The sequence below is a fragment of the Arthrobacter sp. TJ-266 genome, assembly GCF_058269115.1.
The window spans coordinates 299,263-317,884 of the sequence record NZ_JBZCNC010000003.1 but is presented as its reverse complement, the minus strand read 5'-3'; the positions used below and the strand labels follow the sequence as shown (position 1 = coordinate 317,884).

General features: G+C 69.5%; 17 protein-coding genes. All 17 read left to right on the top strand.

Annotated features, from left to right (window positions below; all coding sequences use genetic code 11):
* The first annotated feature begins 13 nt into the window (after positions 1-13).
* On the top strand, positions 14-2,071 hold the full coding sequence (ftsH, locus tag AC4D12_RS10120; protein ID WP_490949797.1) for an ATP-dependent zinc metalloprotease FtsH: 2,058 nt from the start codon (positions 14-16) through the stop codon (positions 2,069-2,071).
* Between the two features lie 86 nt (positions 2,072-2,157).
* Complete coding sequence (folE, locus tag AC4D12_RS10115) at positions 2,158-2,775, top strand: GTP cyclohydrolase I FolE (protein WP_490949796.1); 618 nt, start codon at positions 2,158-2,160, stop codon at positions 2,773-2,775.
* A 10-nt stretch (positions 2,776-2,785) separates the two neighbouring features.
* Positions 2,786-3,697, top strand: a complete 912-nt coding sequence (gene folP, locus AC4D12_RS10110; protein WP_490949795.1) for a dihydropteroate synthase — start codon at positions 2,786-2,788, stop codon at positions 3,695-3,697.
* Positions 3,694-4,101, top strand: a complete 408-nt coding sequence (folB, locus tag AC4D12_RS10105; RefSeq protein WP_490949794.1) for a dihydroneopterin aldolase — start codon at positions 3,694-3,696, stop codon at positions 4,099-4,101. Before folP ends, folB begins: the two co-directional genes overlap by 4 nt.
* Positions 4,098-4,589, top strand: coding sequence for a 2-amino-4-hydroxy-6-hydroxymethyldihydropteridine diphosphokinase (gene folK / locus AC4D12_RS10100; RefSeq protein ID WP_490949793.1), 492 nt, complete (start codon positions 4,098-4,100; stop codon positions 4,587-4,589). The genes folB and folK overlap by 4 nt, the downstream gene beginning before the upstream one ends.
* Positions 4,590-4,595: 6 nt before the next feature.
* Complete coding sequence (locus AC4D12_RS10095) at positions 4,596-5,081, top strand: DUF3180 domain-containing protein (protein ID WP_490949792.1); 486 nt, start codon at positions 4,596-4,598, stop codon at positions 5,079-5,081.
* The gene (locus tag AC4D12_RS10090) at positions 5,074-5,589 is read left to right on the top strand and encodes a PH domain-containing protein (RefSeq protein WP_490949791.1); all 516 of its coding nucleotides are present in this window, start codon (positions 5,074-5,076) and stop codon (positions 5,587-5,589) included. The genes AC4D12_RS10095 and AC4D12_RS10090 overlap by 8 nt, the downstream gene beginning before the upstream one ends.
* Positions 5,586-7,742 carry a PH domain-containing protein gene (locus AC4D12_RS10085; RefSeq protein ID WP_490949790.1) on the top strand — a complete coding sequence of 719 codons (2,157 nt, stop codon included), beginning with the start codon at positions 5,586-5,588 and terminating at the stop codon, positions 7,740-7,742. The genes AC4D12_RS10090 and AC4D12_RS10085 overlap by 4 nt, the downstream gene beginning before the upstream one ends.
* The gene (locus AC4D12_RS10080; protein WP_490949789.1) at positions 7,729-8,691 is read left to right on the top strand and encodes a Rossmann-like and DUF2520 domain-containing protein; all 963 of its coding nucleotides are present in this window, start codon (positions 7,729-7,731) and stop codon (positions 8,689-8,691) included. The genes AC4D12_RS10085 and AC4D12_RS10080 overlap by 14 nt, the downstream gene beginning before the upstream one ends.
* A gap of 160 nt (positions 8,692-8,851) precedes the next feature.
* Positions 8,852-9,811 (top strand): pantoate--beta-alanine ligase, encoded by a 960-nt coding sequence (gene panC, locus AC4D12_RS10075; protein WP_490949788.1) that lies wholly within the window; start codon positions 8,852-8,854, stop codon positions 9,809-9,811.
* Positions 9,812-9,928: 117 nt separating this feature from the next.
* Positions 9,929-11,386, top strand: a complete 1,458-nt coding sequence (gene lysS / locus AC4D12_RS10070) for a lysine--tRNA ligase (protein ID WP_490950122.1) — start codon at positions 9,929-9,931, stop codon at positions 11,384-11,386.
* A 2-nt stretch (positions 11,387-11,388) separates the two neighbouring features.
* Entirely contained in the window at positions 11,389-11,589 is a 201-nt protein-coding gene (locus tag AC4D12_RS10065; protein ID WP_490949787.1) for a hypothetical protein, read from the top strand.
* A gap of 74 nt (positions 11,590-11,663) precedes the next feature.
* Positions 11,664-11,999 carry a histone-like nucleoid-structuring protein Lsr2 gene (locus tag AC4D12_RS10060; RefSeq protein ID WP_490949786.1) on the top strand — a complete coding sequence of 112 codons (336 nt, stop codon included), beginning with the start codon at positions 11,664-11,666 and terminating at the stop codon, positions 11,997-11,999.
* A 124-nt stretch (positions 12,000-12,123) separates the two neighbouring features.
* Positions 12,124-14,631, top strand: a complete 2,508-nt coding sequence (locus AC4D12_RS10055; protein WP_490949785.1) for an ATP-dependent Clp protease ATP-binding subunit — start codon at positions 12,124-12,126, stop codon at positions 14,629-14,631.
* Positions 14,632-14,830: 199 nt separating this feature from the next.
* Positions 14,831-16,873 (top strand): S9 family peptidase, encoded by a 2,043-nt coding sequence (locus AC4D12_RS10050; RefSeq protein WP_490949784.1) that lies wholly within the window; start codon positions 14,831-14,833, stop codon positions 16,871-16,873.
* A 201-nt stretch (positions 16,874-17,074) separates the two neighbouring features.
* Positions 17,075-17,917, top strand: coding sequence for a bacteriorhodopsin-like (locus tag AC4D12_RS10045; protein ID WP_490949783.1), 843 nt, complete (start codon positions 17,075-17,077; stop codon positions 17,915-17,917).
* A gap of 100 nt (positions 17,918-18,017) precedes the next feature.
* Positions 18,018-18,527, top strand: a complete 510-nt coding sequence (locus AC4D12_RS10040; RefSeq protein WP_490949782.1) for an amino-acid N-acetyltransferase — start codon at positions 18,018-18,020, stop codon at positions 18,525-18,527.
* The last annotated feature ends 95 nt before the right edge of the window (positions 18,528-18,622 follow it).

Here is an 18,622-nt window from a genome sequence, read left to right as displayed (position 1 = left end):
TGCCCCGAGACAAATGAAATTCAAGAACATCTTCAAGGGGCCGTTCTTCTGGATCGCCCTCGCGGTCGTGGCGCTCCTGCTGGTGCTCCCGAGCCTCTTCGGCAACGGCACCTCACGCGTGGACACCAACGTGGGTCTCCAGCTCCTCGCCGATGACCAGGTCACGCAGGCCAAGATCTACGACGGCGAACAGCGCGTGGACCTCACACTGCGCGACGACTACCAGGACATGGGCCGGAGCGTGCAGTTCTTCTACAGCACCGCACGCGCCGAGAGCGTCGTCGACGCCATCACCGCGTCCGACACCGACGGCTTCACCGACCAGCCCGCCGAGAGCAACTGGCTCCTCAGCCTCGCCGGTCTGATCTTCCCCATCCTGATCCTCGGCGTCATCTTCTGGTTCCTGCTCAGCCGTATGCAGGGCGGCGGCTCGAAGGTCATGCAGTTCGGGAAGTCCAAGGCGAAGCTCATCTCCAAGGACATGCCGCAGGTGACGTTCAACGACGTCGCCGGCGCCGACGAGGCGGTGGAGGAACTGCTCGAGATCAAGGAGTTCCTGCAGGAGCCCGCGAAGTTCCAGGCGCTCGGAGCCAAGATCCCCAAGGGCGTGCTGCTGTACGGGCCTCCCGGGACCGGCAAGACCCTCCTCGCCCGCGCTGTCGCCGGCGAGGCCGGCGTACCGTTCTACTCCATCTCCGGCTCGGACTTCGTCGAGATGTTCGTCGGTGTGGGTGCGTCCCGCGTGAGGGACCTCTTCGAGCAGGCCAAGAACAACTCGCCGGCCATCATCTTCGTGGACGAGATCGACGCCGTGGGCCGTCACCGTGGCGCCGGCGTGGGCGGCGGCAACGACGAGCGCGAGCAGACGCTGAACCAGCTCCTCGTCGAGATGGACGGCTTCGACGCCACCACCAACGTGATCCTCATCGCGGCGACGAACCGCCCCGACGTCCTCGACCCCGCACTGCTGCGTCCGGGCCGCTTCGACCGCCAGATCGGCGTGGAGGCACCGGACATGAAGGGCCGCGAGCACATCCTCTCCGTGCACTCCAAGGGCAAGCCCATGGCTGCCGGCGTGGACCTCAAGGGCGTCGCGAAGAAGACCCCGGGCTTTACCGGTGCCGACCTCGCGAACGTGCTCAACGAGGCGGCGCTGCTCACGGCCCGCTCGAACGCGCAGCTCATCGACGATCGCGCCCTCGACGAGGCGATCGACCGCGTGATCGCCGGCCCGCAGAAGCGGAGCCGCGTGATGAAGGAACTCGAGCGCAAGATCACGGCGTACCACGAGGGTGGTCACGCCCTGGTGGCCGCCGCGCTCCGCAACACGGACCCCGTCACCAAGGTGACCATCCTGCCGCGCGGCAGGGCCCTCGGCTACACCATGGTCATGCCGAGCGACGACCGCTACTCCGTGTCGAGGAACGAGCTCCTGGACCAGCTCGCGTACGCCATGGGCGGCCGCGTGGCCGAGGAGATCGTGTTCCACGATCCGTCCACGGGTGCCTCGAACGACATCGAGAAGGCCACCGGTACGGCACGGAAGATGGTCACGCAGTACGGCATGAGCGAGCGCGTGGGCGCCGTGAAGCTGGGTCAGGGCGCGGGGGAGCCGTTCCTCGGCCGCGACATGGGCAGTGACCGCGACTACTCGGACCAGATCGCGCTCGTGGTCGACGAGGAGGTGCGCCGGCTCATCGACAACGCGCACGACGAGGCGTACCAGATCCTCACGGAGAACCGTGACGTCCTCGACCGCCTGGCCCTCGAACTGCTGGAGCGCGAGACGCTGAACCAGGCCGAGATCGCGGAGGTCTTCCACAACGTGCGCAAGCGCGATCTCCGGGAGATCTGGCTGTCCAAGCAGTCACGCCCCGTCCACTCGCTCCCCCCGGTGACGTCCCGCAAGGAACGTGCCGAGGCGCTCGAGAGCGGACGCCCGGCACCCGAGACGGTGTCCCCGCAGGACCAGATCGCGGATGCCGACGTGCCCGGCGACTTCGACGTCCACGGCTCCGAGCTGCCCTCGCCCGAGGCCGGCGGAGCGCCCGGGGGCGGCCGGGACTCCTAGTCCGGTCCGGCACCTGCGAGCGGACACGACGGATGCGGATCCGTCGGTGAGTACTGCCCGGTCCGATGTACGAGGGAGGATGGGCCATGACTGATTTCGACGACGAAGTGGTGGACGCGGCGCTGGTGGCCTCCGGATCGCCGGTGGACCAGCTGCGCATCCAGCGGGCCGTCCGTGAGATCCTCGCGGCCATTGGCGAGGACCCGGACCGCGACGGGCTGCTCGACACCCCGAAGCGTGTGGCGAAGGCCTACGCCGAGATGTTCGCCGGGCTGCACCAGGACGCCGGCGAAGTGCTGTCGACGTCCTTCGACATCAACCACCAGGAGCTCGTGCTGGTCAAGGACATCCCGTTCTACTCGACTTGCGAGCACCACCTCGTCCCCTTCCACGGAACCGCCCACCTCGGTTACATCCCGTCGACGGACGGCCGCGTCACGGGGCTGAGCAAGCTCGCACGCCTCGTCGAGGTCTATGCCCGGCGTCCGCAGGTCCAGGAGCGGCTGACCACGCAGATCGTTGATGCGATGATGGAACACCTCAAGCCAAAGGGCGCGATCGTCGTCATCGAATGCGAACACATGTGCATGTCGATGCGCGGGGTGCGGAAGCCCGGTGCGAAGACCGTCACGTCCGCCGTCCGCGGTCAGATCCGTGAGACGGCGACGCGTGCCGAGGCGATGAGCCTCATTCTCGGAAGGTAGGACCCGTTCCATGGATTCACTCGCCGCAGCGCCCGGTACAGGGCCGGCGACGTCGCCGCTGCCCGTGATCCGGCCGGTCCGGGTGGCACGGAAGGTCGCGGATCTGCCCGTGGGCCGGGCCGTCGTCATGGGGATCCTGAACGTCACCCCCGATTCGTTCAGCGACGGCGGGAAGTACGCCTCCACGAACGACGCCATCAGCCACGGGCTGCGGATGCACTACGCCGGGGCGGACATCATCGACGTCGGCGGCGAATCGACCCGGCCTGATGCACGGCAGGTGCCGAGGGACGAGGAACTCGCCCGCGTGCTGCCGGTGATCAACGCGCTGGTGAAGGCGGGGGCGCTCGTCAGCATCGACACCATGCACGCCGAGACGGCCCGGCAGGCTCTCGACGCAGGAGCCGCGATCGTCAACGACATCTCGGGGGCAGGGTTCGATCCGGAGATGCCCTCCCTCGTCGCGGAGCGCGGCGTGCCGTACATCCTCACGCATCGCCGGGGAACCGCCGCGACGATGAACGGCCACGCCCGGTACGAGGACGTGGTGCGCGAGGTCGTCGACGAGCTCACGGAGCTCCGCGACCGCTTCGTCGCGGCGGGCGTGGACCCGTCCTGCATCATCCTCGATCCAGGGCTCGGCTTCGCCAAGGCCGCCGAGCACAACTGGACCCTCCTGCAGAACCTCGGGGCGTTCACGGCCCTCGGTCACCGGGTGCTGATCGGTGCCTCCCGCAAGCGGTTCCTCGGGACCCTGCTCACCTCGGCGGGGAAGACGGCCACGCCGCTCGAGCGTGATCAGGCGTCCCTCGCGGTCGCCACCCTCGCTGCGGCATCCGGCGCCTGGGGTGTCCGTGTGCACGACGCCGCGGCCACGCTCGACGCCGTCAAGGTGGCAGCCGCGTTCGGTCGCAGGCCGTGAGCGACGTATCGGACGGCGTCCGCACCGGATCGCCGTCGGGTGAGCTCGACGCCGTGGAACTCCGCGGCATCACCGCCACGGGCCACCACGGGGTCTTCGACCACGAGCGGCGCGACGGACAACCCTTCGTGGTGGACATCATGCTGCACCTCGACCTCCGGCCCGCCGGTGTGAGCGACGACCTCACGCGGACGGCGCACTACGGCGAGCTCGCGGAGCTGGTGCACGGCATCATCGGGGGTGAGCCCTTCGACCTCATCGAGGCCCTGGCGGAGACCATCGCCGCCGCGGTCCTGACGGCGTTCCCCGTCTCCGCCGTGGACGTCACGGTCCACAAGCCGAAGGCGCCCATCGGGGTCCCGTTCGGTGACGTGGCGGTCACGCTGCGGAGGGGCCGGGCGTGAGCGCCGTGCGTGCGGTCCTCGCGCTCGGCAGCAACCTCGGTGCGAGCAGCGACACCCTGCTGCACGCCGTCGCCGATCTCGTGGAACCGGACGACGTCCGTCTGCACGCCGTCTCGCCCGTGGTGCGTACCCGGCCGGTGGGCGGCCCGGAGCAGCCCGACTACCTCAACATGGTCATCGAGGTCGAGACGGCCCTCGGCCCCTACGATCTCCTCGCTCACTGCCAGGCCGTCGAGGCGAAGCACCAGCGGGAGCGAACCGTCCGCTGGGGCCCGCGGACGCTCGACGTCGACATCATCACCTTCGGGTCCTGGACGTCCGACGACGAGGTCCTCACGGTCCCGCACCCGCGGGCGGCGTCCCGTGCGTTCGTCCTGCAGCCGTGGGCGTGGATGGACTCGGGGGCGGAGCTGAACGGGCGGTCGGTCGCGGAACTCGCCGCGGAGGCCGAGGATCTCCCCGGCCTGGTGCCCTTCGAGGGAGTCTAGGACGCCGTGAGCACCCTCCGGTTCCGCTGGCTGCTGGTCGTCGGGCTGCTCGCCGGGCTCGCCGGGTACGTGGTGAACCTGCTCGCCACTCGGAACGGCTACGGCACGCCCACGCTGCCGCTGACCTCGCTGGTGACCACGGCGGTCATCATCACCATCACGCTGGTCTTCGGGCGGCGGGTGCAGCAGTGGCGCAATGGTCGGCGGGACCGTCCGCTCGATCCGATCCTCGCCACGCGGACGCTCGTGCTGGCGCAGGCCTGCGCGTACGCCGGGGCCCTCAACCTCGGCTGGCACGCCGGGATCCTCGTGGACCAGCTCACCCTGCTGGGCGTGCGCTCCACCGTGGCCCCGCTCTGGGGGTCCGTGGCGCTGATGGCGGGCGGGATCGTCATGATTGTGGTGGGATTGATCGTCGAGAGCTTCTGCAGGCTGCCGCCCGACGACGACGGCACCGCAGCTCCGGGGCACAGCGAGGGGGAGTATGCGTAGCGAACCGATCGATCCGTCAGGGCTCGAGTGGACCCGGGTGTCGCCCAAGTACCTGCGCGTCCGGCTCCTGGGGTGGTTCATCGGGTCCCTCGTGTGGCTCGTGCTCGCCTGCGTGCCCCTGGCGCTCCGCCTGGCCGGCGTGTGGGACAGCTTCCCGCCGTACTGGCTCGCGTGGGGCCTGCCGGTGCTCGTGCTGGTCATCGCCGCGTGGCGCGGAGTGCTCCTGCCACGCCAGGTCGCGGCGATCGGGTATGCCGAGCGCGACGACGACCTCCTGGTCCGCCAGGGCGTGTTCTTCCGGCGCACCATGGTGGTGCCCTACGGCCGCATGCAGTACGTGGACGTGGCCGTCGGCCCCCTCGAGCGGGCCTTCGGCATCTGCACGCTGAAGCTGCACACGGCCGCCCCCGCCACCAACGCGTTCATCCCCGGCCTGCCCACCGACGAGGGCACGAGACTGCGGGAGCAGCTGTCCGCGCGGGGAGAAGCCAGGCTGGCCGGGCTGTGACCACCGAGCGCGCGCACGCCGAACCGCCGGAGCAGGCCCCGACCGCGCCGTCGCCGTCGTCCCGCACTGCCGGCGCTCCGGCGCCGTCGGCCGAGGCACCCTGGCTGCGCGTGCACTTCATCTCGCCGCTCGTGCGCGGGTGGATCGCCCTCGTGGCCATCCTCTACTTCGCGGGCCGCGACTGGTTCGAGGGCCTGTTCGACGCCGAGACGCGGGGGAGGAGCCCGCTCCCCGAGGGTGTGGGGCTCCTCGTGGCGGTCGGCGTGCTGGTGGGCGTCGTGGTGCTGATCGCCCTGGTGTTCCTCGTGTCCTGGTACTTCACGCGCTACCAGGTCACCGAGGACCACGTGCGGGTGCACTCCGGCGTCGTCTTCCGGCAGCAGCGGCAGGCGAGGCTGGACCGCGTGCAGGCCATCGACATCGTCCAGCCCCTGCTCGCGCGCATCTTCGGCCTCGCCGAGCTCAAGTTCGAGGTGGCGGACGCCGGCGAATCCGCGGTGCGGCTCGCGTTCCTCAAGATCGACGACGCCAAACGCCTTCGCGCCACCATCCTGGCCCACGCGGCGGGTGTCCGGACGGATCCGGAGCACCCGGAGGAGATCGTCGAGGCGCCCGAGCGTGAGGTCGTCGCGATCCCGCCCCGCCGCGTGGTCGGAGCAGCCCTGCTCTCCGGGACCACCGTGGCACTGGTGCTCCTCGTCGTCGTGGTGGTCACCCTGAGCATCGTGCTGGAGACGGTCATCATCGGGGCCTCGATGGCACCCATCCTCATCGGTGTGGTGGGTGCCTACTGGTCCGTGCTCAGCACGGGCTACAACTTCCGCGCCGCCACCTCGCCGGACGGCATCCGGCTCCGGTACGGGCTGCTGGACACCCGGGCGCAGACCGTCCCGCCGGGCCGCGTGCAGGCGCTGAGCATCACCCAGTCACCCCTCTGGCGGCTCAAGGGCTGGTACCGCGTCAAGGTGAACGTCGCCGGCTACGGGTTGTCCGGGAGCAACGAGGGGCAGGCGCGCGCCACCCTGCTTCCTGTCGGGACGCTCGATGAGGTCCTGCAGATCGTTGCCCTCGTGCTCCCGGATCCGGGTACCGCGCGTCCGGTGGAACTCTTCGCTCAGGGGCTCACCGGCCGGGATTCCGCCGAGGGCTTCGCCACCACCCCGCGTCGGGCCCGCTGGCTCGCACCGCTCGCCTGGCGCCGCAACGGATTCGCGGCCACGGACACGGCGCTGCTCGTGCGGTCCGGGGTGCTGTGGCGCCAGCTCGTGGTGGTCCCGCATGAACGGACGCAGTCGCTCTCGCTGCACCAGGGGCCGCTCGGCCGGCGCTTCGGCGTGGCCGACCTCCAGTTCCAGACAACCCCGGGCCCGGTCAGCCCCCACGTCATCCAGGCCGACGACGCCGTCGCCTGGGAGCTGTTCCACGCGCAGTCGGCGCGCGCGGCCGAGGCGCGGAGCCGCAGCCTGCCCGAGCAATGGATGATGCCCGTCCCGGTGCGCGTGCCCGACGCCGCCACCTCCGGGCATGCGCCCGGCACCACCGGTCCCGGGTTCGGCGGCCCCGGGTTCGGCGGCCCAGTGGAGTCGGCCGCCCACACGGGAGCAGTTCCGGATCACGCGGGCGTCGCGGGTGCCGGTGATCCGGGCGCTGCCGAGCGTGCTTCCTCCCAGCCCGCCGACGACGTCGTGCGCATCGACCCGACCGTCCACGCACCCGCGCCCGCACCGGCTCCGGCGGGTGGCACGCGAGACTCCCGGTCTCTCGCCGTCGGTAACGCCGACCATGCGCGTACCGGCGCGCTGGCTCCCGCGGCTGACGACGCACCCGTCCCCGCCGGGGGATCGGCCAACGTCTCCGACGGCGCCGGGGGATCGGCGCACATCTCGGACGCCGCACCCGCGTCCGCCGGCGGACCGGCCCACCTCTCCGACGACGCACCCGCGTCCGCCAATGGATCGGACCACCGGGTCGAACACGAACCTGCGCTTCCAGGGGACGGGTCTGCCGGAGACCCCGCCCCCGCGCACCGCGCGTCGGGGACGAGCGGTGCTCCGCAGCAGACGCAGGTGATGCCCGAGGCCCCCCGTTACGTTCCGGCGGAACCCGAAACCGGCACCGGCGACGGCAGGGACGCGCTCGATGGCCGGGAGTGATCCGTCGCGCCGACCGGGCAGGCTCGGCGTCGGCATCATCGGCGCCGGCAAGGTGGGTGCTGTCCTCGGGGCGGCTCTCCGCGCTGCGGGCCACGCCGTCGTCGGCGTCTCCGCGGTGTCCGAGGCCAGCCGTGAACGCGCGGAGAGCCTCCTCCCGGGCGTCCCGGTGCTCGAGATCCGGCAGATCGTGGAGCGGGCCGAGCTCGTCCTCGTCGCCGTGCCGGACGACGCCCTCCCGGAGCTCGTGGACGGACTCGCGCGGCTGAAGGCCTGGCAGGCGGGCCAGCTCGTGGTGCACACCTCCGGCCGGTACGGCATCTCGGTGCTCGCGCCAGCGCGGGCGGCGGGCGCCATTCCCCTCGCCATCCACCCCGTGATGACCTTCACCGGCCTGAGTCTCGACCTCGGGCGGCTCCCGGACAGCGTTTTCGGCATCACCGCTCCGGCCGCCGTCCTGCCGATCGCGCAGGCGCTCGTCGTCGAGATGGGCGCGGAACCCGTGGTGGTGGAGGAGGAGAGCCGCGTGCTCTACCACGCGGCCCTCGCGCATGCCTCGAACCACCTCGTGACCATCGCCGCGCAGTCCTCCCAGATCCTCGCGGACCTCGGGGTCCAGCACCCGGACCGCATGCTCGGCCCCCTGATGAAGGCGGCCCTCGAGAACGCCCTGTCCTCCGGCGAGGGAGCGTTGACCGGACCGGTGGCGCGGGGCGACGCCGGAACGGTCTCTGCGCACCGCGCCGCGTTGGAGTCACATGACGCCCCCGATGTCCGGCAGGCCTACCTCGGGATGGCGCGCGCCACGGCGCTGCGTGCGCTCGAGCGGGGGGTGCTGTCCGCCGCCCAGGGTGCGGCCATCCTCGCGGCGCTCGGGGACTCCCGGGACTCGGGCGGCACGGGCGGCTCGGGCGGCTCCGGCGCTTCTCCGGGCGCTGCCGGGCGTACCTGACCCGCGCCGGGTGACCTCGAGCGTCCGCTCGCCCCGAGCAGCCCCGCCGATCGGACTCCTCGAACCGCCGCCGAACGCAGACCGTCGAACCCAGACCACGAACCACAGACCCTCGAGAACAGACCACAGGTGCCACCCCGCCCCGTCCGGAAGGACTCCCGTGACCCCCACCGGAACCGACCACCGCTCATCGCTCTCGGTCGTGACGACCCCCGCCGACCTCACGTCCGCGACGTCCGCCCTGCTCCACGCCGTCGGACCGTCCGCGCGTCGTACCGTCGGAGACTCGACCGGCACTGATGACCGGCGCCCGTCGCTCGGCCTCGTGCCGACCATGGGCGGCCTGCACGACGGTCACGCGTCGCTCGTGCGGACGGCGCGGGAGGCGAACGACGTCGTCGTCGTCTCGATCTTCGTGAACCCCCTCCAGTTCGGCGATCCGGCGGACCTCGAGCGGTACCCGCGCACGCTCGACGCCGACCTCCTGCTGCTCGCCGAGGCCGGCGCGGACATCGTCTTCGCCCCCGGGCTCGAGGACATGTATCCCGGTGGCGAGCCTCTCGTCCGCCTGAGCGCCGGTCGCATGGGCGAGGTGCTCGAGGGCGCCGCGCGCCCCGGGCACTTCGACGGCATGCTGACCGTCGTCGCGAAGCTCCTGAACCTCGCGATGCCGGCGGTCGAAGCCCGGTACCGCGCGTACTTCGGGGAGAAGGACGCCCAGCAGCTCGCGCTGATCCGCCGCATGGTGCTGGACCTCGACGTACCCGTGCACATCGAGGGGGTCGCCACGGTCCGCGACGCCGACGGGCTCGCCCTCTCGAGCCGCAACCGCTTCCTGGCGCCGGGGGAACGCCCGGCGGCACTGGCGCTCTCGCAGGCCCTGTCCGGGCTGCGGCACGCTGCCGAGCGCGGCACGCGCCCCGACCTCGCTGCAGCGCGCGCGGCCATCGAGGCGGTCGACGGCGCGCACCTCGACTACCTCGAGGTCGTCGATCCGTCCACGTTCCGGACGCTGACGGAGGACGACGACGCCTGGTCGCGACCGGCGCTCGCCGTCGTCGCGGCTCGCGTGGGCTCCGTCCGGCTCATCGATAACACCTTCCTGCCCGCTACGGGCTGACGAGGGCCCCGGACGCCGAGCCGGTGCCCTCGGGGCGGACCCGTAAACTTAGGTTCCGTGACCCACCGAGACGCCCCTCCCACCGATGCCCTTCCCGAGGACGACCTCAACGAGCAGATGCGCTTCCGGCTGCAGAAGCGCGCAGCCCTGCTGGAGGCTGGCACGGAACCGTACCCGGTCAAGCCCGAGCGCACGCACTCCCTCGCGGCGATCCGCGAGCAGTTCGCCGAACTCGGAACGGGTGAGTCGAGCGGGGTGAACGCCGCCGTCGTCGGCCGCGTGGTCTTCATCCGTAATTCCGGGAAGCTCTGCTTCGGCACGCTCCAGGAGGGCGACGGCACGCGCCTGCAGGTCATGCTGAGCCTCGCCGAGATCGGTGAGGGGCGGCTCGCGGACTGGAAGGCGCAGGTGGATCTCGGCGACCACGTGCAGGTGCACGGTGAGGTCATCAGCTCACGCCGCGGCGAGCTCTCGGTCATGGCGGACTCCTGGTCCATGGCGTCCAAGGCCCTCCGCCCGCTGCCCACGCTGCACACGGGCCTGAGCGAGGAGACCCGCGTACGTCAGCGCTATGTGGATCTGATGGTGCGCGAGGAGGCGCGCCAGATGGTGAGGACGCGCGCCGCCATCACCAGGACGCTGCGGGAGACCCTGCACGCCCGGGGCTACACCGAGGTGGAGACGCCCGTGCTCCAGCTGGTACACGGTGGCGCGACGGCCCGGCCGTTCGAGACGCACCTGAACGCCTTCGACCAGAAGATGACGCTGAGGATCGCCCTGGAGCTCTACCTGAAGCGCGCGGTGGTCGGCGGGATCGACCGCGTGTACGAGATCGGGCGGATCTTCCGCAACGAGGGCGTGGATTCGACGCACAGCCCGGAGTTCACGATGCTCGAGTCCTACGAGGCCTACGCGGACCAGTTCGTGATGGCGGACCGCATGCAGGAGATGATCGTGGCCTGCGCGGACGCCCTCGGCTCGCGCACCATCGAGACGCCGAAGGAAACCATCGACCTCGACGGTGACTGGGCCTGGCTCGGTGTGTACCCCGGGCTCTCCGCCGCCGTGGGGCAGGAGATCACGCCGGATACGCCGGTCGAGGAGCTGCGGGCCGTCGCGGACCGCCACGAGGTGTCGCTCGACCCGTCGTGGGGAGCCGAGAAGATGGTCCTCGAACTGTTCTCCGAGATCGTCGAGCCCACGCTGATCCAGCCGACGTTCGTCCACGACTACCCGCCCTCCGCACAGCCCCTCGCCCGCCCGCACCGGGACGATCCCCGTCTCATCGAGGCGTGGGACCTGATCATCGGCGGGATGGAGCGCGGCACAGCATTCTCCGAGCTGATCGATCCGGTCATCCAGCGTGAGCGCCTCACCGAGCAGTCGCGTCAGGCGGCAGCGGGCGACGACGAGGCGATGCAGCTGGACGAGGACTTCCTCCGCGCGCTCGAATACGGGGCTCCCCCCATGGGCGGAATCGGTCTCGGACTCGACAGGCTCGTGATGCTTTTCACCAGTGCGGGAATTCGGGAGTCCATCCTGTTCCCCGTGCTCAAGCCCGAGGCAGGTCATTAGCCGTGGAATATGTCGCCGTCCTCCTACCCTCAGCCTGCTTGGCACTACTTTTCTATTTCGTGATCAAGTCCATATTCAACGCTGACCGTGCAGAGCGCGAAGCCATGGCCCGCGCGGAAGAATTGCAGGATGCCGAGGATTTCCGGGCGCGCGAGGCCTCGCAGCGGAATGACGAACCAGGAATAGATCCGCGAAAAGAATGAATCTTTTGACCTCGCTCGAATAGTGCCCCATACTTCATTGGGGTATCAATTCGAAGAGTTCAGAGGAGCATGCCGTGGCACAGAAGGTGAAGATCATCCTCATCGATGACATCGACGAGGGAGAAGCCGATGAAACGGTGAGGTTCGGCCTCGATGGTGTGAACTACGAAATCGATCTGTCCGAGGCCCACGCCTCGGAGCTGCGATCCGCTCTCGGTGACTACGTGGCGGCCGCCCGGCGCAGCAATCAGTCCCGGCAGCGGTCCGCAGGGACGGGGACGCCGTCGGCCTCCCGCAACCAGGAAGCCGCGCAGATCCGTGAGTGGGCCAAGGAGAACGGCTACACCGTCTCCGCCCGCGGACGCGTGAACAGCGAGATCGTCGAGGCGTTCCGGGCCGCCCAGCGCTGACCCGCAGGGGCAACTGCGCGAGGACGCCCCACCAGCGGATATCTCGCCTGTGGCGAACAGGCCCCCGCAACACACTCCGTGCCCGTAGCATCGAAATACGCGTTAGCTAGGAGTGTGTGTCCTCATGTTTGAGCGATTTACAGATCGTGCCCGTCGAGTTGTCGTGCTGGCCCAAGAAGAGGCCCGCATGCTCAACCACAATTACATCGGCACCGAGCACATCCTGCTTGGCCTGATCCACGAGGGCGAGGGCGTGGCCGCGAAGGCCCTCGAGTCGCTCAGCATCTCGTTGGGTGCAGTGAGGGAGCAGGTGCAGGAGATCATCGGCCAGGGCCAGCAGGCCCCGTCCGGTCACATCCCCTTCACCCCTCGTGCCAAGAAGGTCCTGGAGCTCTCCCTGCGGGAGGCACTCCAGCTCGGTCACAACTACATCGGCACCGAGCACATCCTGCTCGGCCTCATCCGTGAGGGAGAGGGTGTCGCGGCGCAGGTGCTCGTGAAGCTCGGCGCCGACCTCAACAGGGTGCGCCAGCAGGTCATCCAGCTCCTCTCGGGCTACCAGGGCAAGGAGCCGGCTGCTGCCGGCGGACCGCAGCAGGAGGGGACTCCCGCCGGTTCGGTGGTCCTCGACCAGTTCGGTCGCAACCTCACGCAGGCTGCCCGCGAGTCGAAGCTCGACCCGGTGATCGGACGCGAGCAGGAGATGGAACGCGTCATGCAGGTCCTCTCGCGCCGCACGAAGAACAACCCCGTCCTGATCGGCGAGCCAGGCGTCGGCAAGACCGCCGTCGTCGAGGGCCTCGCCCAGGCGATCGTCCGCGGCGACGTCCCGGAGACCATCAAGGACAAGCAGCTCTACACGCTCGACCTCGGGTCGCTCGTGGCGGGCTCGCGGTACCGCGGTGATTTCGAGGAGCGCCTGAAGAAGGTCCTCAAGGAGATCCGCACCCGCGGCGACATCATCCTGTTCATCGACGAGATCCACACCCTCGTCGGGGCGGGTGCTGCCGAGGGGGCGATCGACGCCGCGTCGATCCTGAAGCCCATGCTGGCCCGCGGTGAGCTCCAGACCATCGGTGCCACCACCCTGGACGAGTACCGCAAGCACATCGAGAAGGACGCCGCCCTCGAGCGACGCTTCCAGCCCATCCAGGTCGCCGAGCCCTCCGTGGCCCACGCGATCGAGATCCTCAAGGGCCTGCGCGACCGCTACGAGGCACACCACCGCGTCTCGATCACGGACGGCGCCCTCACGAGTGCCGCCACCCTCGCCGAGCGCTACATCTCCGACCGCTTCCTGCCGGACAAGGCGATCGACCTGATCGACGAGGCCGGGGCGCGCCTGCGCATCCGCCGCATGACCGCGCCGCCGGAGCTCAAGGAGATCGACGAGCGTATCGCCGACGTCAAGCGCGAGAAGGAGTCGGCGATCGATTCGCAGGACTTCGAGGGTGCTGCCTCGCTCCGTGACAAGGAGCAGAAGCTGCACGACGAGCGCAGCGACAAGGAGCGCCGGTGGAAGTCCGGCGGCCTCGATGACATCGCCGAGGTGGACGAGGAGCTCATCGCCGAGGTGCTGGCGAACTCCACCGGTATCCCCGTGTTCAAGCTGACCGAGGCCGAGTCCTCGCGACTGCTCAACATGGAGGCCGAGCTCCACAAGCGGGTCATCGGTCAGAACGAGGCGATCAAGTCGATCTCGCAGGCCATCCGGCGCACACGTGCCGGCCTGAAGGACCCGAAGCGCCCGGGCGGTTCGTTCATCTTCGCCGGCCCCACGGGCGTCGGTAAGACCGAGCTGGCCAAGGCACTCGCCGAGTTCCTGTTCGGCGAGGAGGACGCCCTCATCACGCTGGACATGTCCGAGTACTCGGAGAAGCACACCGTCTCCAGGCTCTTCGGTGCCCCTCCGGGCTACGTCGGCTACGAGGAAGGCGGCCAGCTGACCGAGAAGGTCCGCCGCAAGCCCTTCTCCGTGGTGCTGTTCGACGAGGTGGAGAAGGCGCACGCCGATCTCTTCAACTCGCTCCTGCAGATCCTCGAGGACGGCCGCCTGACCGACAGCCAGGGCCGCATGGTGGACTTCAAGAACACGGTGATCATCATGACCACCAACCTCGGAACACGTGACATCTCGAAGGGCGTCATGACGGGCTTCCAGTCCGGCACGGACACAACGACGAGCTACAACCGGATGAAGGCAAAGGTCACGGAGGAGCTCAAGCAGCACTTCCGGCCCGAGTTCCTCAACCGCGTCGATGACACCGTGGTGTTCCCGCAGCTCACGCAGGACGAGATCGTGCAGATCGTGGACCTGTTCCTCGAGCGCCTGAGCGGTCGCATGGCTGACAAGGGCATGACGATCGAGCTCACGCCCGCGGCCAAGGTGCTGCTGGCCACGCGTGGCTACGACCCGGCGATGGGTGCGAGGCCGCTGCGCCGCACCATCCAGCGCGAGATCGAGGACCAGCTCTCGGAGAAGATCCTCTTCGGCGAGATCACGTCCGGCGAGCGGATCGACATCGACGTCGAGGGCGAGGGAGACGAAGCACGCTTCACCTTCATCGGCCATGGCGCACCGAAGGAGATCGAGGACGCGCCCGCCGCGCTCGAGGCCTCCGTCCGCGACTGATCCCTCCGGATCGCTCGACTGCTCAATCGCTCGATGAACGAAGCCCGTTCCGCGTCTCGCGGGGCGGGCTTCGTGCTGTCCGCCCCCATGCCCTCGGGTGCCGTCGACCGCCGCTGGAGCCATCGGTGCCTGCGGCAACCGTATTCCTCTGTCAGTGAACTCCTGTGACGGGGCGCACAGCTGCTGGTAGAGATGAGCCATGACCACCCCCTTCTCCTCCCTCGACGACTTCGTCGCCCTTCCCCGTCTCAGCGGCCTCACCCTCAACCGGGACGGCAGCCGCCTCGTCACGTCGATGGCGACGCTGACGCTGAAGAAGACGGGGTACCAGACGGCGCTCTGGGAGATCGACCCTGCCGGCGACGCCCCGGCCCGCCGCCTCACGAGGAGCGCGGCAGGGGAATCGGGCGCTGCCTTCCTCGCCAGTGGTGACCTCCTGTTCGCGTCGTCGCGCCCTGATCCGCAGGACGCCGACGCCGAGAAGCGCACGGCTCTGTGGCGGCTCCCCGCGGCCGGCGGCGAGGCCGCGCTGCTCCTGACGCGCGAGGGCGGAGTGGGAGGCGTGACCGCCGCGGAGGCGAGCGACGTCGTCGTCGTGACCGCTGACGTACTCGCGGGCTCCACCGGGGAGGAGGACGACGCCGAACGGCGGAAGGCGCGGAAGGACTCCGGCGTGGCCGCGATCCTCCACTCCGAATATCCCGTGCGGTACTGGGACGCCGATCTCGGTCCAGGCGAGCCCCGGTACTTCGCCCTCACGAACCTTCAGAGCCTTCACCCCGACGGCCCCGGTGACCTGGAGAACTTGGAGGACCTCACGCCCTCCGCCCGTGGCAACCTGCGCGACGCCCATCCGGTGCTGTCCCCGGACGGAGCCGCGCTCTTCACCTCGATGACGCTGCCGGAGGCACGGGGTTCCCAGCGTGTCGTCCTCGCACGCGTGGACCTCGCCACGAAGCAGGTGGACGTGCTCCTCGAGGATCCGGCGTACGGGTATGCGCCCGGCCCGGTCAGTCCGGACGGAAAGACGCTCGTCGTCTCGCGTGACCGCCGCACCACCGCGGACCTGGCGCCGCAGACCTCCCTGGTCCTCGTCCCCCTGGACGGCAGCGAGCCCGTGCCACTCGCCACCGACTGGGATCGTTGGCCCGCACCCGCAGGGTGGCTCCCCGACGGCTCCGCTCTCGTGGTCACGGCGGACGACGACGGCGCCTCGCCCGTCTTCGTCATAGACGCCGCATCGGGAGCGGTGCGGCAGGTCACCACGGATGCAGCCTCCTACACCGATGTGCAGGTGGCGCCCGACGGACGGACCGCCTACGCACTCCGCAGCTCCTACCTCTTCCCCCCGGAAGTAGTGCGGATCGACCTCGCGTCCGGTGCCACGGAGCGGCTGCACAACCCCTTCGAGCGCCCCGCCCTCCCCGGCACGCTCGAGCGCTCGGAATCGGTGGGTGAGGACGGCCAGCGGATCGGCTCCTGGCTCGTCCTGCCGGAGGGTGCCTCGGCGGACGCCCCGGTACCCGCGCTCCTGGCCATCCACGGCGGTCCCATCGGCTCGTGGAACGCGTGGTCCTGGCGATGGACACCCTGGCTGCTGGCCGCCAAGGGGTACGCGGTGCTGCTCCCCGACCCCGCGCTGTCCACCGGCTACGGCCAGCACATGGTGGATCGCGGCTGGGGCGAATGGGGCCGCGCGCCCTACACGGACCTGATGGCGGCGACGGACGTCCTCGTGGCGCGCAGCGACATCGACGAGACCCGCGTGGCGGCGATGGGTGGCAGCTTCGGCGGCTACATGGCCAACTGGATCGCCGGGCACACCGACCGGTTCGCGGCGATCGTCACCCATGCCTCGCTCTGGGCGCTGGACCAGTTCGGCCCCACGACGGACGCCGCCTTCTACTGGGAGCGCGAGATGACGCCGGAGGCCCGCGAGGAGAACTCCCCGCACCACCACGTCGCCAACATCAGCACGCCGATGCTGGTCATCCACGGCGACAAGGACTACCGCGTCCCCATCGGCGAGGGCCTCCGGCTCTGGTACGAACTGCTGTCGCACTCCCGGCTGCCCGCCGACGAGAGCGGCCGCACGGCACACCGTTTCCTGTACTTCCCGGACGAGAACCACTGGATCCTGAAGCCGCAGCACACGAAGGTCTGGTACTCCGTCATCGACGCGTTCCTCGCGGAGCACGTCCTCGGACAGGAGCGGGAGCTGCCGCGTGAACTGGGGCTGTGAGGCCTGCCCCGCCGATGGGGCAGAACCCGTCGACGGGGCGCCACGGACATCTTTCACAGATTGTGGAAAATAGCTTCTACAAATCGTAGAAGAATGCTTCTACCGGGCGTAGAATCAGCGCACACGCCGCGTGGAACAGGACAGTTTCCATTGTCCACCGCCGTGCAGAGATCATTCGATTCTGTGCGAAGGAGCACGTTCATGATTCCAGAAACCCTCACCCAGGGTCAGTTCGACACCGTCTACAACTTCCTCTCCCTGGTCATCGCCTCCCAGTTGTTCACCGCGCTCTTCCTCGTGCTCGTCCTCCAGCGGGTCCTCCCGCGATACCGCCAGGCACTCATCATCGCCGCGATCGTGTGCGGGATCGCGGCGTACCACTACTTCAGGATCTTCGACTCGTTCAAGGAAGCGTTCGTCACCGACGCGATCGGTGGGCGCGGAACCTACACGCAGGCCGCCGGGACGTCCTTCAACGAGGGGTACCGCTACGTCGACTGGCTGTTGACGGTCCCGCTGCTGCTGGTGGAGCTCATCGCGGTGCTCGCCCTGACCCGCCAGCTCCAGTCGAGCCTGCTGCGCAAGCTGATCCCCGCCGCCACGCTGATGATCGCACTCGGGTACCCGGGGGAGATCAGCACCACGGACGGCTCCAGGATCATCTGGGGTGTCCTCTCGACCCTGCCGTTCCTCTACATCCTGTACGTGCTGTTCGTGGAGCTCACGAAGTCGCTGGACCGGCAGCCGCCGGAGGTTGCGAAGCTCATCTCGAGGCTCCGCGTCCTGCTCCTCGCGAGCTGGCTCGTGTACCCGCTGGCCTATGCGCTCCCGCTGCTCGGTATCTCGGGCGCGGATGCCTGGGTGCTCAAGCAGGGCGGCTACTCGCTGGCCGACATCGCGGCGAAGGCCGTCTACGCGCTGATCATCTACCGCGTGGCGAAGCTGAAGTCGTACGCGGATGACCCCGCCTTCGCTGCCGTCGAGGAAGCCCATGGCGAGGAGCCGAGCGCCACGCCGAGGGGTACGGCCGCCGCAGGGCGCTGACCCCTGACCATCGCGTCGGCCCCGCGGGCCGATGGACCGCCGGATCGGTGGACGCCCCCAGCGTCCTGCGGTCCGGCGGTTTGTCGTTAGGGTGAACAGGATGAGCCCGACCTTCACCATCCGCCGCGCCCGCACCTCCGACGTCCCAGCGATCAAGGGTCTCGTGGAGCCGCTGGCCGAGCAGCGCATCCTGATGGCCAAGGAGACCGTGGCCTACTACGAGGGCCTGCCGGAGTTCCGGATCGCGGAGTCGGAGACCGGCGAGGTGCTCGGCTGCGGTGCACTGCACGTCATGTGGGAGGACCTCGCAGAAGTACGCACCCTCGCCACGTCCAGCGCTGCCCGCGGCCGCGGTGTGGGTCACGCCCTCGTCGAGGCGCTGTTGGAGGAGGCGAGGCAGGTGGGGGTGGCTCGCGTCTTCTGCCTCACCTTCGAGGTGGAGTTCTTCAGGCGCCACGGGTTCGAGGTAATGGCGGACCAGTCGGCCGTGGACCCGGTGATCTACTCGGAGTTGCTCCGCTCACACGACGAGGGCATCGCCGAGTTCCTCGACCTCGCCCGGGTGAAGCCCAACACCCTCGGGAACACGAGGATGCTGCGGCTCCTGTAGTGCCGCAGGGCCCGGCTGGCCATCGGGCACCGGGTGAGCCTAGAGTAAGGCTACTTAGCATCGCCTCGTGCGGAGCAGGCGGGCCATCGGAACCG